Origin of the sequence: Nocardioides luteus (genome assembly GCF_014648595.1) — a bacterium.
In the GTDB taxonomy this organism is placed as follows: domain Bacteria; phylum Actinomycetota; class Actinomycetes; order Propionibacteriales; family Nocardioidaceae; genus Nocardioides; species Nocardioides luteus.
On the sequence record NZ_BMRK01000003.1, the window covers coordinates 384,789 to 399,631 of the forward strand.

The window sequence follows — 14,843 nt, forward strand, 5'->3', positions numbered from 1 at the left end:
GGCAGCGTACGACCTCGAGCCGCTGTTCCTCAGATGTTGATCTTCTTTAACTGTGATGTAGCGAAAAGCCGCGTCATGACCTGCCCGCGACCCCGTTCCTCTCACGTGAAGGCCGCCGGGCACGGACGGCCCGCGCCGACCGCCGAGAAGAGGAAACCCCATGGAAAGCACCACGATGACCGCACGTCACCGCAGTGACCTGACCGCCGTCGAGTCGATCCGCAACAACGTCCTCGACGCCGTCCGCAGCCTCCGCAAGAGCGACAGCTCCGAGCGCAAGCACCGCAGCGGGATGCCGCCGGCCGCCGACACCACGCTCTTCGGCGTCGCCATCGTGGCCGCCACCGGCATCATCGCGCTCGGTCTCGTCAACTGAGCGTGACCTCCCCAGACTGAGTGTCGCCGCACCGAGCCGATCGGGGGATCCGGCTCGTGGCGGCGACACCTTCCCGAGATCTCGCCATACCGGGGGATATGCGCAGATCTCACCCAGCCGCAGCCGACCATCCAGTGGGGGATGGTCGGCTGCGGTGCTTCTCGGGGCGTCTCGAGATCAGGCGGGGACGGTGGACTCCTCGACCAGACCGCCCTCGGCAGGCGCTGTCCGACCGGCCGCGTCGCGGCGTACCTCGGCGTCCTTCCACAGGTCGAGGAGCACCGCCGGCCAGATCTCCTCGTCGGTCGTCTCCAGCTCCGCGCGCGTCCACCAGCGGTGACCGCCCATGGTGAGCTGCTCCTCCTCGGTGTGACCGGCGATCGAGACCTCGAAGGCCGGCACCCAGCAGGCGTAGAAGACGTCCTCCTGCTCGATGACCACGTCGCTGTAGCCGTGCACCACGTCGCGGCGCATCGTCGGCCCGAGCAGGTCGGCCTCGGTGATCCGCAGGCCGGTCTCCTCCTCGATCTCGCGCACCGCGGCGACCTCGTCGCTCTCTCCGGGGTCGATGCCGCCGCCGGGAGTGATCCACCAACGCGCACCCGGGACACCCGGGTCGGAGTCGGCGAAGAGCAGGATCCGGTCGCGGTCGTCGATCAGGAGCACGCGCGCCGTACGGCGGGTGCGACGCGGCCGGTCCGCCGGCGCGACGGGGACGAAGGTGCGCGGTGATTCCTCTTCGGGTGGCATGACTCCATCCTTCCCGACGTCGTCACCCGCGTGGGGCGTACATGATCACGCCCATCCCGGCCAGGCACAGCGCCGCCCCGGCGAGGTCCCAGCGGTCGGGCCGGTAGCCGTCCATCACCATCCCCCAGACGATCGAGCCGACCACGAAGATGCCACCGTACGCAGCCAGGATCCGCCCGAAGTGAGCGTCGGGCTGGAACGTGGCGACGATGCCGTAGAGCCCCAGCGCGATGAACCCCGCACCGACCCAGAGCCAGCCTCGGTGCTCGCGCAGGCCCTGCCAGACCAGCCAGGCGCCGCCGATCTCGGCGACCGCGGCGAGCAGGAAGAGCAGCAGCGAGCGGAGGATCAAAATCCCTCGCCGATCAGGTGCGCCCCGCCCAGCGGGTCGTTGTTCCAGGCGATCGTCTCCCAGCCCTCCTCCGGGCTGCCCTCGATCGTGGCGAGGCCGGTGTTGCGGATCCGGTTGTCATCACCGAACGCGGGCGACCGGGTGGTGCGCAGCCCGGTCCACATCCGGATGGCGGCGCCGTGGGAGACGATCGCGACGGTGTCGTCGGGCCCGTGCTGCTTGACCACGGTCTGCACGGCGGCGTCGAAGCGCGCCAGGAACTCGTGACCGGCCTCGCCCCCGGGGACCGGGGTCTCCAAGGTGCCCTTGATCCAGTCGCCGAGCGCTTCGAGATAGGCCGTCACCGCCTGCTTGTCGGTGGCCATCTCCAGGTCACCGGCATTGATCTCCTCGAACCCCTCCTGCACCACGACCGGCAGCCCGAGCCGCTCGGCGAGCGGGGCGGCGGTCAGCTGCGTACGCACCAGCCTGGACGCGTACAGCCCCGCGATGTTCTCCCCCGCCAGCGCGTCCGGCACGGCCGCGGCCTGCGACTGGCCGAGCTCGGTCAGCCCGGCCCCGGGGAAGGCGGTGTCGAGCGCCCCCGACACGTTGCTCGGGGTCTGGCCGTGTCTGATCAGCAGAAGTCTCATATGCGGGCAAGGGTACGGGTCCTCGCCCACCCCGAGAAGTCAGTTATGGCGGCCGAGAAGTCACGCGCGCCGACCGAGCCGTCAGGGCTACGCTGAATCCGGACGAACTACTTCCGGGAGCCGCCACGATGGCACATGACGAGAGCCCGACCGCGCGGGCGTTGCTGACCCTCGAGCTGCTGCAGGCCTGCCCCGGGATCACCGCCGAGCGGCTCGGCGAGCGGCTGCGGGTCACCGAGCGCGCCGCGCGCCGTTATGTGGCGATCCTGCGTGAGGCCGGCATCCCGGTCGAGTCCGAGCGCGGGCCCTACGGTGGCTACCGCCTGGGCCGCGGCATGCGCACCCCGCTCATCTTCACGACCGCGGAGGCGCTCGGCCTGGTGATGGCCCTGCTCGACGGCCACCACGACATCGCCGACGCCACCGGGCCGGTCGGGAGCGCTGTCGGCAAGATCGGCCGGGTGCTGCCCGAGTCGCTGTCCCAGACGGTGGCCGCGGTGCGACGTACGATCTCGGCCGTCCCGGACCAGAGCGCGGTCTCCCCCGACCCGGACATCACCACGAGCCTGGTCCAGGCCTGCGACTCCCGGCGGCGGAGCACCATCGCCTACACGACCGAGAACGGCAACGAGCGGAAGATGGTCGTCGACCCGTGGGCGGTCGTCGTACGTCACGCCCGCTGGTATCTCCTCTGCTGGTCGCACACCGCCGACGCCCGCCGTGTCCTCAGGGTCGACCGGATGAGCGCGGTGGACATCGAGGAGACCCCCTTCGTACGTCCCGAGATCGACCCTGTCGCCGAGGTCGAGGAACACCTCGGCGAGGGCTGGGCCTACTCGGTCGAGGTCGTCTTCGAGGCGCCGTTCGAGCAGGTCGACCGCTATCTGCCGCGCGTCCTGGGCCGGCTCGAACGGATCGACGAGGGGACCTGCCGTCTCGTCGGCAGCACCAACAGCCCGGACTGGTACGCGCAGGAGCTCGCCCGTCGCGCGGTGCCGTTCCACGTGGTCGAGGGCGAGGAGGTACGCCGCTGCGTCGCCGCCCTCGGACAGCGGCTCCTCGAGGCAGCCGAGCCCCGCTGAGGGTGGCTGGTCGAGCCGAAACACCGCGTCCCCGTCGTCGACCCGGGAGGCCGCTGCCCCGCTGGTCGAGCCGCCGGAGCCCCTGGGCGGAGGCGTGTCGAGACCAACACGGTCCCCTCGGCGCTCGACAGGACTGTGTTGGTCTCGACACGCTCGGCCGCAGGCGGCCTCCCGGCTCGACCAGCGGGACGACCGGCGGGGTCGACCGGCGGGGTGATCAGCTGAGGCGGGCTCGCAGCTGCGAGTAGCCGCGGAGGATGCGGGTGGGATGGCGCTTGCGCTCACCGACGATCTTCAGGTCGGGGAAGCGCTCGAAGAGGAGGCGCAGGCCGATCTCACCCTCCATCCGAGCGAGCGCCGCGCCGAGGCAGAAGTGGCGGCCGCTGGAGAAGGAGAGGTGGTCGCGGGCGTTCTCGCGGGTGACGTCGAACGTGTCCGGGTCGGTGAAGACGGCGGGGTCACGGTTGGCGGCGGCGAGCACGGTGTTGATGATCGTGCCGCGCGGGATCGGCTGGCCGGCGATGGTGGAGTCGCGGCGGGCGACGCGGCCGGTGAGCAGGACGGGCGGGTCGAGCCGCAGGATCTCGTCCGACGCGTTCGACCACAGGTCGGGCTGCGCCTTCAGCACAGCGAGCTGTTCGGGGTTGTCGTGGAGCAGCGCGATGCCGTTGCCGATCAGGTTCACCGTGGTCTCGAAGCCGGCGGCGAAGACGAGCCCGGCGACCGAGCGCAATTCCTTCTCGCTGAGCCGGTCACCGTCGTCACGGAGAGCGACGAGCTGGCTGAGCAGGTCGTCGCCGGGGTGCTCGGCGAGATACTCCAGATGGCCGCGCAGCCAGGTGTCGAACGCCTCCAGCGACGACTCCATCTCCCGGAACGTACGCCACTCAAGCCCGATGTCGAGGCTCAGCGCGGCACCCTTGCCGAGCTCGAGCATGCGCTCGCGGAGCTCGACGGGGACACCGAGCACCTCGGAGATGACCGTGATCGGCAGCAGCCCGCAGTAGCCGGAGACGAGGTCGACGTCGGCCCCCGAGGCGGCCTTCTTCTCCAGGTCGTCGAGCAGCTCGCGGGCGATCTCCTCGGTGCGGGCACGCAGTCGCTCGACGGCGCGCACCGTGAAGACGCGGGTGACCAGCTTGCGGTAGCGGGTGTGCTCCGGCGGCTCGGTGGCCAGCAGCGACGGCGGCTGGAGCGGAGCGAACACGTCGGTCGCCGACCACATCGCAGCGCGCGACAGCACGCCGGTGCCGGACTCGTCGGGGGCGAAGAAACCGGTGACGAAGTCGTTGCTGGTCAGCACTTCTTTGATGACCTCGTGGTCGGTCGCGACGTGGCTGAAGCCGCCGCGGTAGAGCGGCCCGCGAGACCGCAGCTCCTCGAAGAGATCGACCAGATCGAAGGTGTGCGACCCGGGCCCGCTCAGGATCAGGTCACCCTGCAGGTCGCCCTTCCGCGAGGAGCGGATGATGACCGTGCGCGGGATGCCGTGACCGAGCGCCCAGCGCACTCCTTGCTTGGCGGTGCGCTCCACCGCCCCCAACCCCCGGCCCAGTGTCCGGCCCGCGATCGTGCGGGTGCCGGCGGGCGGCGTGATCTTGAGCGGCATGCGAGACCTCCGAGGCGCAGGAACACGTTCTCGTGAAGCGTACGCCGGGCCGGAGGCCACCACATCCGACCGTGGTAGCAATTCCGGCCCGGCAGGGTCAGCGCTTGGTGAACTCCCGGTCGCCCTTGGGCCAGGAGTGGGTGTAGCCGGTGACCTTCTCGGCACCCTCGACCCGGACGCTCCACTCCGCGTGCCCGGAGGCGACCGGCTTGACCACGACGAGCTGGTTCGGCTCGGTGATGGTGACCGTCCGCGTGAACCGTTCCGGTGCACCCCACGGGTCCATCGCGATCGTGGCCGTCACCGGGAGCCGGCTCGCGTCGATCCGCAGACCGATCGCCTCGGTCATCGCGATCGCCTTCACCGAGAGCGTCCTGGTCGGCTGGGGCTGGGTCTTCTCGGTCGCCTTCTTCGTGGGCTTCTCGGTCGGGGACGGGGTCGACGACGGTGTCGGCTTCGACTCGGCGGAGGAGGCCGGCGCGCTCGGCGAGGTCGCCTCCGACGGCGCCTCGATGACCTCGTCGCTCTCACCCGCGCTCGGCGCCGACTGCCCGCTCTGCGGCTCCTTCTTCTCGGAGGAGTCCGCGTCCGAGCCGGTCACCACGCCGCGTACGACCTCGTAGACCAGGATCAGCAGGAGTACGCCGGCGATGACCAGCACCACTCGGCCGCGACGGGTCATCCGGGACCGACGGTACGGACCCGGTTCCATGTGGTGGAGCGGCACCAGGGGTGCGGCGGAGCGCTCCCCGCGCTCGTCGGCCACCGGCTCCAGCTCGGCAGCCGGGATGGGCTGGGGTTCAGGTTCAGCCTCGGGTTCTGGCTCGGGCTCCGGCGCGGGCGATGGAGCCGGTGGCGGAGGCGGCGGTGATGACGGCGGCGCGGGCGCGGGCGGCGGCTCGGGCGCGGGCGGCGGCTCGGGCTCCGGCTCGGGTTCCGGCTCGGGCTCCGGCGCGGGCGCAGGAGGCGGCGGCTCGGCGTCCTCGACCGGCGCCGGAACCGCGAGGACCGGCGGGACGTACGGCTCCGGTTCCTCCGGCTCGACCTCGGCCTGCACGACCGTCGAGGTGACCCCACCGGGGAGCCACGCAGCGCCGGGTACGTCATCGGGCGAGCCGTAGCTCCCGAAGACCTCGAGGGTCTCGACGTCGGTGACCTGCCCGTCGGGATGGACGAGCATCCGGACGCGAGCCTCGTCGTCGGTGGCGACGACCTGGACGGGTTTGCGTCCGGGACCCGCGAGCTGCTCCCGGACTGCACGAATACCGGCCTGGTGCGGCTCCTCTCCCCAAGGACGATCCACCACCAGGCCGTTGAGCGTCGTCACTCCGCGAGTCACGGAGAGTATTGCTGTCTGCTTCTGCTTCCGGGCCATCAGCGGCCTCCGGAAGGGTCGTTGGACACGTGTGGGGATCCTCGCGGTGGGGAAGGTGGCAAAGGGCTCGGAAAGTTTGTCGGTCAACCCTCATCGGGGCAACTCGAACGCGCGAGCCGTACCCACCATTTACTGAGTTATCAGCCCACCGGGTCAGGCAGGCTCGCGGACCCTGTCCTCGAGGAACTCGTCGAGCATGTCCACGGCGACCTCGTTGGCCGCCTGGATCCTGTCCTCGCTGACCCCGCAGATCCGCAGGCACGAGGACGCGATCGCCCACGCCTCCGGGCAGGAGATCCTCCGGACCGGGTCTTCGGTGCGCATGTTGATGACGCCCTCGACCTGCTGGACGAGCATGTTGCCCAGCTGCTTGAGACCGATCGTCGACAACACCGTCTCCGAGGCGACCTTGGCGGCGAGGTCCGTGTAGGCCTCGGTCAGCTCGTCGTGCTCCTCGCGGAACTGGGTGTAGACCTCACCGTTGGTGACGTCGGGCAGCAGGTAGAGCATGCCGACGTTGTGCGGCACGTCGGCGAGCGTGCGTACGTCGACGAGGACCAGCAGATAGAGAGCGGTCGCGACGTCGAGCGGCGGCACCTGGTTCCGGATCTTCTCGACCTTGTCCGTGGTCGGTCGGACCGACTTGCGCAGCAGCTCGACGAGGATCTCGTCCTTGCCGGCGAAGTGGTAGTAGAGAGAGGCCTGGCGGATCCCGACCTGGTCGGCGATCTCGCGCGTGGACGTCGCTGCGAAGCCCTGCGACACGAAGAGTCGCGCCGCGGCATCGAGGATCTGATCACGTGGCGAGGCGGTGCCCGAATCGGGCACATGCCTGGGGCGGCCGGGCCGAGAACGCCTAGTTGTCATGTACGTCATCTAAGCGACCTCCCGAGTTTCGGGGAAGATTCGAAAGAGTCTTCTTCCTCTAAAGAATAGAGTCGAAAGTCCCACAGGAGGGTTGAATTCCCTGTCAACAAAGTGTATGGCATGACGATGCAATAGGCACGGCACAGCATCCTCCCGGAGCGATAATGCTGGCGGAATTCTGCCCAGTGTGACGCGGAAACAAAGGCACGAACAGAGTCCTGTGCCACCAGGAGGAATTACCCCGGTCCCATAACCGATAACGGCATGGAACGTTAAAGGCCCTGCTCAGCCTGGTAACGGAGCCATCCGCCGTGCGAGGAGATATCGGCGGCGTTCTCGACAGCGAACGGCTCGACCAGAAATCCCGGCACCGAGACGCCGTCCTCGAGCTCGACCTTCCCGATCGTCATCGGAGCAGGTACGCCACTCACGAACGCCCCGAAACCCGCTGCCGGCACGCGCCAGAGCTCTCCCGCGATCCGCGCCCCGGCCCCGGGATCACCCCGGACCAGCCCGGGCTTGGCCGGCACCGTGTCCAGCGCGAACAGGCGGTAGTCGGCCGAGGTGGAGACCTGACGCAGCAGCGTCGCCCCGGCCTCGACAAGCTGATGGTTGAGCGGCTGACCCGACAGGTGGGCGCCCACGACGAAGAGGTCGACGCACGGGCTGAGCAGAGCCTGCGCGATCGCCGCCAGGTTGCGGTCGGTGCCGGCCGCACCGGTCAGCATCACCCCGAAGGGCAGCCCGTCGACCTGCCCGGCCGGGACGGCGAGCGAGGCCATGTCGAGCAGGTTCGCGAAGTTCGTGTAGCGGCCCAGGCGGGCGTTGGCGCCGACCGGGTCCGCGGCGACCTCGGCCAGCGTCGGATGGCCCGTCGTGGTCGGGGTCAGCAGCGCCGAGCAGTCGGCCAGCCCGGCCCGTCCTTCGGCGCCCAGCTGTGCCAGCCGAGCGGTGTCCCGCGCCCAGTCGGCCGCGGTGGCCGAGCCTCCGGCGAGCACGATGGCCGCGACCGTCGGGTCCAGGTCTGTCCCGACGAGGTCGCGGTTGGCCTCGATGTGGGAGCCCACCGCGGCGTACCTCTCGGCGACGAAAGCGCCCCCGTAGAGCAGCCTGGCGGCCTCGAGCAGCGGTGAGATGTCGGTCTCGACGATCTCGACGCCGGCCGCGGCCAGGCGCTCGACGACACCCTGGAAGGCCTCGGCCCATCCTGGGGCCAGGCCGTCGAGATGCTCGCCGGTCGGCACCGCCACCCTCGGCACAGCCGGGAGCCCGGCGTCCGCCGGCAACGTACGCGACAGCGGGTCCGCCGGATCCGGGCCGGCCATCAGCTCCGCGGCCGCCCGCGCACTCCCGAGGTCCCGGGCGAAGACGGTGACGCAGTCGAGCGTGTAGCAGGCGGGCACCACGCCGGTGACCGGCACCAGCCCCCGCGTCGGCTTCACCCCGACGATGCCGTTGAGCGCGGCCGGCACCCGTCCGGAGCCGGCGGTGTCGGTGCCGAGGGCGAGGTCGACCAGACCGAGCGCGATCGCGACCGCCGACCCCGAGGACGAGCCGCCGGAGATGCGGGTGGGGTCCCAGGCGTTGCGGACCGCTCCGTAAGGGCTGCGCGTCCCGACCAGCCCGGTGGCGAACTGGTCCAGGTTGGTCTTCCCGACCACCAGCGCACCGGCCGCACGCAGCCTGTCGACGGCGGTCGCGTCGGCGGACGGGGTGTAGGCGTAGGGCGGGGCACCGGCGGTGGTCGGCAGGCCGAGGACGTCGATGTTGTCCTTCACCGCCAGCAGGCGCCCGGCGAGCGGCAGGCGTTCGCCCGCGGCCACCTTCGCGTCGATCGCGGCAGCCTCCTCGAGCAGGTCGTCCCGCGAGCGCAGCGCGATCCAGATCTCCGGCCGGTCGGCCGCCTCGATCCGGTCGAGCGCCTCGGCGGCACGGACGACCGCGCCGCCGGGCAGCGAATCGATCAAGAGCCGGCCCCGTCGACGGGCCGCACCGCGGCGATGACCTGACCCGGCACGATCTGCTCACCCGGTCTGACATAGAGCTCGACGACCTCACCGGCCACCGGGACGGGGATGCTCGCCTCCATCTTCATCGCCTCGACCACCATCAACGGGGCGTCCTCCGCCAGCTGCGAACCGCGGCTGGCGACGACCTTCCACACGGTCGAGGTGAACGGCGCCGTGACCGGCACGCAACCGCCCGGGACGTCGACCTCCGAGGGGTCACCACGGGAGTCGAGCCGGTCGCAGATGTCGAACTCCCCCGCCTCCTTCCAGCGCTCGCGCTCCTCGTCGAAGGCGGCGGACTGCTGGTCACGGAAGGCGGCGATCGAGTCGGCGTTGGCGGTCAGGAAGCGGTCGTACTCCTTGATCGAGAAGGTGCCCTCCTCGGTCTCGAACTCGCCGCGACCGGCATCCACCTCCGCCCGCAGCTCGAGCAGCTCGTCGGCGGAGACCGGATACCACTCGATCCGGTCGAAGAACCGCAGCGCCCACGGGTCGTCCTGGAAGAGCCCACCGGCCGAGGTGGAGGACCGGAACCGGTTGAACACCTGCGTCGTCCGCCCGACGAGCTGGTAGCCGCCCGGCCCCTCCATGCCGTAGATGCACATATAGGCACCGCCGATCCCGACGGAGTTCTCCGCCGTCCAGGTGCGGGCCGGGTTGTACTTCGTGGTCACCAGCCGGTGGCGCGGGTCCAGCGGCGTCGAGACCGGCGCGCCGAGATAGACGTCCCCCAGCCCGAGCACGAGGTACGACGCGTCGAAGACGATCCGGTGGACGTCCTCGACCGAGGCGAGCCCGTTGATCCGGCGGATGAACTCGATGTTCCACGGCGCCCACGGCGCGTCGTCGCGTACGCCGGCGGTGTAACGCTCGATCGCCTCGCGCGTCGCCGGGTCGTCCCAGGAGAGCGGGAGCCGCACCCGCCGCGAGGGCACGGTCAGCTCCGAGGAGGCCGGCAGGTCCTCCTCCAACTCACGCAGCAGCCCGGCGACCTGCCCGGCCCGCAGTACCGAGGAGTCGGTGTGCACCTGCAGCGACCGGATCCCCGGCGTCACGTCGATGATCCCCGCGGGAGCGTGCTCGGCGAGCGCCGACTGCAGCGCGTGCACCCGCATCCGCAGGCCCAGGTCGAGCGTCATCGGCCCGTACTCGACGAGCACCGAGTTGTCGCCGCTGCGCCGGTAGGTGACCTCGGGCCGCGCCGGCGTCTCGGGCAGCCGACCCAGGACCCCGTCGTCGCCGTCGCCGCCCGCACCACCGGCGACCGTGAGCGAGGCCCGGTGGTTGACCAGCGACGCGGCCCTGCCCTCGCGCACCGGCACGAACCGCACCGTGTCACCGGGACGGAGCTGGCCGATCTTCCACAGCTCGCCGCTGGCGACCACCGCAGGACAGACGAAGCCGCCGAGCGAGGGTCCGTCGGGGCCGAGGATGATCGGGGTGTCGCCGGTGAAGTCGAGCGACCCGACCGTGTAGGGCGTGTCATGGATATTGGAGGGGTGCAGCCCCGCCTCGCCGCCGTCGGCACGCGCCCAGGTCGGCTTCGGCCCGATGAGACGTACGCCGGTGCGAGCCGAGTTGTGATGGACCTGATAGCTCGTGGCGTAGAGCTGGTCCATGTCCGCGCGCGTGAAGAACTCCGGGGCGCCGTGCGGCCCCTCGGTGACGCCGATCTCCCAGCTGTTGGTGAGCGCCGTACGCCGTGACTCCGGCGTCGCCGCGAGCTCGGCCCGCGGGTCGATCCGGTCGCCCGGGCGCAGCACGTCGCCCCGCTGGAGAGCCCGGCCGGCGTGCCCGCCGAACCCGCCGAGCGTGAAGGTGGAGGCGCTGCCGAGATAGTCCGGTACGTCCAGGCCGCCCCGGACCGCGATGTAGGTGCGCAGCCCTGGGCCGTCGGTGCGGCCGAGCCGAAGCGTGGCCCCGGCGGGGATCTCGATCGGCTCCCACTGCGGGGCAGGCACGCCGTCGACGTTGACCGGCATAGGGGCACCGGTCACGCAGACGACGGCGGGATCGGAGAAGACGAGCGCCGGCCCCTGCGAGGCCGGTCTCCCGGTCGCCAGCGGCACCGTGACCTCGAGGCCCGGAGCACCTCGGTCGTTGCCGACGGCCAGGTTGGCCTCGGCGAAGGAGACCGGGTCGAACGGACCCGACGGCGGCACGCCGACCTGCCAGTAGCCGACCCGCCCGGGGAGGTCCTGCACAGTCGTGAGCACGCCCGGGTCGAGGACGTCGATCCGCGGGTCGGGGTCACCACCGCGGCCGTCCCTGGCGCGTTCGGCGAGGGTCGTGGTCGAGTGCGTGGCCGAGCGGAGCTCGGGGTAGGTCGTCATCGCCCGCAGCGCGGAGACGTTGGTGACGATGCCGTCGATCCGGGTCTGCGCGAGCGCCTCGCCCAGCGTGTCCAGCGCCTCGTCGCGGGTCGAGCCGGTGGCGATCACCTTGGCGAGCAGCGGGTCGTAGTGGGGCGAGACCTCGAGCCCGCTCTCGATCCAGGAGTCGACCCGCACCGCTGCGGACGTCTCCGGCAGGACCGCTCGCGTGACCAGGCCCGACGACGGCAACGAGTCCTTGGCCGGGTCCTCGGCGTAGACCCGCGCCTCCACCGCGTACGCCTTGGGGGTGGGGCACCTGCGGAAGAGCTCGTCCGGCAGGGCGGTGACGCCGTCGCGGGCCAGCTTCAGCATCAGCGCGACGATGTCGATGCCCATCACCTGCTCGGTGACGGCGTGCTCGACCTGCAGCCGGGTGTTCACCTCCAGGAAGGAGACGACCTCGCGACCCGGGTCGTAGACGAACTCGACCGTGCCGGCCGAACGGTAGGAGACCGACTTGGCGAGCTGGCGCGCGGAGTCGTGCATGACGGTCCGGACGTGCTCGGGAAGAGCCGGCGCGGGCGCCTCCTCGACCACCTTCTGGTTGCGGCGCTGCAGCGAGCAGTCGCGGTCGCCGAGCACCGCGACCTGACCCTCGCCGTCGCCGAAGACCTGCACCTCGACGTGGCGGGCGGGCCGCACCAGGTGCTCGAGGAAGACGCCGGCCGTCCCGAAGCTGGTCTGCGCCAGCCGGGCGACGCGCTCGTAGGCGGTACGGACGTCCTCCTCCGAGGTGCACGCGGTCATCCCGATGCCGCCACCGCCGCCGGTGGCCTTGACCATGACCGGCAGCCCGATCCGGGCGGCCTCGTCCGCAGCCTCGTCCGGACCGGAGAGCAGGCCGGACCCGGCCAGCATCGGCACACCGGCGTTCTCGGCGAGCCGGCGGGCCGAGTGCTTCTCGCCGAAGGCGCTGATCTGCTCGGGGGTGGGACCGACGAACCGCAGCCCGGCGGCTTCCACCTCCCGCGCGAAGGCGGCGCTCTCGGAGAGGAACCCGTAGCCGGGATGGAGGAGCCCCGCACCGGTGCGCAGGGCTGCTGCGATGATCAGGTCGCCGCGTAGGTAGGAGTCCCGGGCGGGCGCCGAGCCCAGACAGACGGCCTCGTCGGCCTCCCGCACGTGCGGTGCAGCCCGGTCGGCCTCGGAGAAGACCGCGACCGTACGCATCCCGAGCTCACGCGCGGTGCGCATCACTCGTCGTGCGATCTCCCCCCGGTTGGCTACGAGGACGGTGTCGAGGGAGAGAGCTTCTGTCATTCGGGCGCCTCGTAGTCGACGTCCGGCTCGGAGACGATCATCCGCAGGGGCGTCGGGTTGAAGTCGTTGCAGGGGTTGTTCATCTGCGGGCAGTTGGAGATGAGCACGAGCGTGTCCATCTCCGCCCGCAGCGCGACGCGCTTGCCGGGCGCGGACATGCCGTCGACGATGCCGAGGGCACCGTCCTCCTCGACCGGCACGTTCATGAACCAGTTGATGTTGGAGACGATGTCGCGCATGCCGAGACCGTGCTGGGCACCCTCGGTCAGGAAGTTCTCCCGGCAGCCGTGGTGATACATCACGTGATGGCCGTAGCGCAGCGTGTTGGACTCTCGCGAGCAGGCGCCACCGATGGTGTCCTGACGGTCGATCTCGTTCTCGACGACGGTCATCAGGGCACGGCCGTGGTTGCTGCGCAGCACGGTCCCGGTGCGGATGTAGGCGTTGTCCTGCCAGGCGAGGGTGTCGGGCGCGCTGTAGCGCTCGTCGGTGTCGTGCGCGTTGTAGAGCAGGCAGTCGCCCGACTGGTTGCCCCCGACGTCGACGATCGTCAGCACGTGACCGGCACGGACGACGGCGGACCACGAGGCGCGCGGCGCCACCTGCTCGTCCAGCACGACGGTGCCCGGCACCAGCGGGTCACCCCACTCCAGGTGACTGCCCTCGGCGTACGACGCCCCGACCGGGACGCTGGAGACCAGCTGCCCGTCGGGCGTCGGATAGGTGGTCGCTGGAACCGGAACAGTTGTCACAGGCCTCATCACCGGGTTGTCGATCGTGGTGGTCACAGCCCCCGAGCCTCCGCATAGTCGAGTGTGTTCAGGTAAGCCCGCCACACCTCGGGAGAGGCGTCGAAACGCTCGTCTGCCGGGGTCGTCGCGGTGGTCTCCGGCGTACGCCAGGCGTGCACGCGCAACGGCCCGACGATGTAGTCCGGACGAGGGTCCCGTGGATGCGGGACGTTGGCGATCAGGACGAGGAGCGGCAGCTCGGCGACGAGCTCGACCGAGGTGCCCGCCCCCGACGAGCCGTACCAGTCGAAGCTGCCGTCCTCCGTCACCCGGACTCCCTGGAAGAACGAGACCGACGGAGGTACATCCGCAGGCCCGAGCCCGTGCTTGGCGGCCGCCTTCACGAAGAGGTCCCGCCCGGCGGGCGCAGGCCCTTCGGGCAGCGCGGTGCCGTAGCGCAGCGCGTTCCACGCCGCGGTGCTCGTACCGCAGAACGCGTCGTGACGGCCCGAGGTGTCGGCGAGGATCGTGGCGAGCACCCGACCGTCGCCCGAGAGCAGCGGGTGACCGGCACCGAGGTAGGCCTGCCACGGGATCTTCTGGGTGTCGGCCACGTTGAGCCGCTCGGTCGGCTCGAACGCGTTGTAGACCAGGGTGTGGGCGCACGCCTCGCCGGTCGGGTCCTCGAGCCGGAACCGGGTGCCGCGGGCGAGGACCTTGTGGGTGTAGCCGCCGGGCGCCACCGTCTCCGCCCAGGTCAGGCTCTTCGGGTCGACGTCCTCCGGACAGAACGGGCTCGACGAAGCCGGCAGGTACGGCATCCAGTCGCTTACCTGTCCCCCTTGCGCGCGAGCGTCTGCCCGTGCGTTCAGCACCGTGTCCGTGCTGTGGTCCTCGCCTCGCTCGGTCACTCCCTCGCTCGGCACGAGCGGACGAGCAAGCCCGCCGCTCGACCTCGCTCCGGTCGTCTGTCCAGCCAGCGCCACCCGGGTCCTCCTTGAAGCATGATTAACCTGTCGACTGACAGGTAAGCATGTCGGTCAAGGGCGTCGGGGGCAAACCAAGACTGTTAGAGATCTGAGTCCGAAATGTGGGGGTCGGAGTCGGAGAAATTCTTCCCTGTCGGTCGATCGATTCTTACCGTTTTCGCCGCGGACTGGCTAGGGGTCAATGACCATTTCCTGCCGAATTCACGCCTGGCGTTCCGCCTGATGGAGCGATTGATCCAATCGGTCGATGCAGTAGCGAAAGTCGTTGATCTGTCATAAAACAGGTAACAGCAGTTGTGCGATATCGGACACCATTCCGATAGCGATCCGGAACCGTGCCGAGGAGCGGACCGATAGGCGCGAGCTTGTCGAATTCGGCTGACATCGACGTCGCGAAGTGGCACCCTCAGCGCAGCGGATCGGTCTCCGACGACGC

At 70.4% G+C, this 14,843-nt stretch carries 12 protein-coding genes; 2 read left to right on the plus strand and 10 right to left on the minus strand.

The annotated features are described in order from the left end of the window. Positions 1 to 160: 160 nt before the first annotated feature. Positions 161 to 376, plus strand: a complete 216-nt coding sequence (locus IEY81_RS06325; RefSeq protein ID WP_189117602.1) for a hypothetical protein — start codon at positions 161 to 163, stop codon at positions 374 to 376. Between the two features lie 177 nt (positions 377 to 553). Here the strand turns inward: IEY81_RS06325 and IEY81_RS06330 are convergent, their stop codons facing one another. From IEY81_RS06330 to IEY81_RS06340, 3 genes are read right to left on the minus strand one after another with little or no spacing between them, the layout of a single operon-like run. Further along, the gene (locus tag IEY81_RS06330; protein WP_189117603.1) at positions 554 to 1,126 is read right to left on the minus strand and encodes an NUDIX hydrolase; all 573 of its coding nucleotides are present in this window, start codon (positions 1,124 to 1,126) and stop codon (positions 554 to 556) included. Between the two features lie 22 nt (positions 1,127 to 1,148). Further along, positions 1,149 to 1,481 carry a YnfA family protein gene (locus IEY81_RS06335; protein WP_189117648.1) on the minus strand — a complete coding sequence of 111 codons (333 nt, stop codon included), beginning with the start codon at positions 1,479 to 1,481 and terminating at the stop codon, positions 1,149 to 1,151. After that, positions 1,475 to 2,110, minus strand: a complete 636-nt coding sequence (locus IEY81_RS06340) for a histidine phosphatase family protein (RefSeq protein ID WP_189117604.1) — start codon at positions 2,108 to 2,110, stop codon at positions 1,475 to 1,477. The genes IEY81_RS06335 and IEY81_RS06340 overlap by 7 nt, the downstream gene beginning before the upstream one ends. A gap of 128 nt (positions 2,111 to 2,238) precedes the next feature. Here IEY81_RS06340 and IEY81_RS06345 point away from each other — a divergent pair, with 128 nt between their 5' ends. Beyond that, positions 2,239 to 3,192, plus strand: a complete 954-nt coding sequence (locus IEY81_RS06345; protein ID WP_189117605.1) for a helix-turn-helix transcriptional regulator — start codon at positions 2,239 to 2,241, stop codon at positions 3,190 to 3,192. Between the two features lie 217 nt (positions 3,193 to 3,409). Here IEY81_RS06345 and IEY81_RS06350 read toward each other — a convergent pair whose 3' ends face one another. The 7 genes from IEY81_RS06350 to IEY81_RS06380 form a co-directional block, all read right to left on the minus strand. Continuing rightward, positions 3,410 to 4,801: a cytochrome P450 gene (locus tag IEY81_RS06350; protein WP_189117606.1), complete on the minus strand. Its 1,392-nt coding sequence runs from the start codon at positions 4,799 to 4,801 to the stop codon at positions 3,410 to 3,412. Between the two features lie 97 nt (positions 4,802 to 4,898). Further along, complete coding sequence (locus IEY81_RS06355; RefSeq protein ID WP_189117607.1) at positions 4,899 to 6,128, minus strand: hypothetical protein; 1,230 nt, start codon at positions 6,126 to 6,128, stop codon at positions 4,899 to 4,901. A 201-nt stretch (positions 6,129 to 6,329) separates the two neighbouring features. Continuing rightward, entirely contained in the window at positions 6,330 to 7,004 is a 675-nt protein-coding gene (locus tag IEY81_RS06360) for a TetR/AcrR family transcriptional regulator (protein ID WP_229787419.1), read from the minus strand. Positions 7,005 to 7,315: 311 nt separating this feature from the next. Further along, positions 7,316 to 9,010 carry an allophanate hydrolase gene (gene atzF, locus IEY81_RS06365; protein WP_189117609.1) on the minus strand — a complete coding sequence of 565 codons (1,695 nt, stop codon included), beginning with the start codon at positions 9,008 to 9,010 and terminating at the stop codon, positions 7,316 to 7,318. Then, the gene (gene uca, locus IEY81_RS06370; RefSeq protein ID WP_189117610.1) at positions 9,007 to 12,687 is read right to left on the minus strand and encodes an urea carboxylase; all 3,681 of its coding nucleotides are present in this window, start codon (positions 12,685 to 12,687) and stop codon (positions 9,007 to 9,009) included. Before uca ends, atzF begins: the two co-directional genes overlap by 4 nt. Beyond that, the gene (locus IEY81_RS06375) at positions 12,684 to 13,475 is read right to left on the minus strand and encodes an urea amidolyase associated protein UAAP2 (RefSeq protein ID WP_229787421.1); all 792 of its coding nucleotides are present in this window, start codon (positions 13,473 to 13,475) and stop codon (positions 12,684 to 12,686) included. Before IEY81_RS06375 ends, uca begins: the two co-directional genes overlap by 4 nt. After that, positions 13,472 to 14,239, minus strand: coding sequence for an urea amidolyase associated protein UAAP1 (locus IEY81_RS06380; RefSeq protein ID WP_229787423.1), 768 nt, complete (start codon positions 14,237 to 14,239; stop codon positions 13,472 to 13,474). Before IEY81_RS06380 ends, IEY81_RS06375 begins: the two co-directional genes overlap by 4 nt. Positions 14,240 to 14,843: the final 604 nt, after the last annotated feature.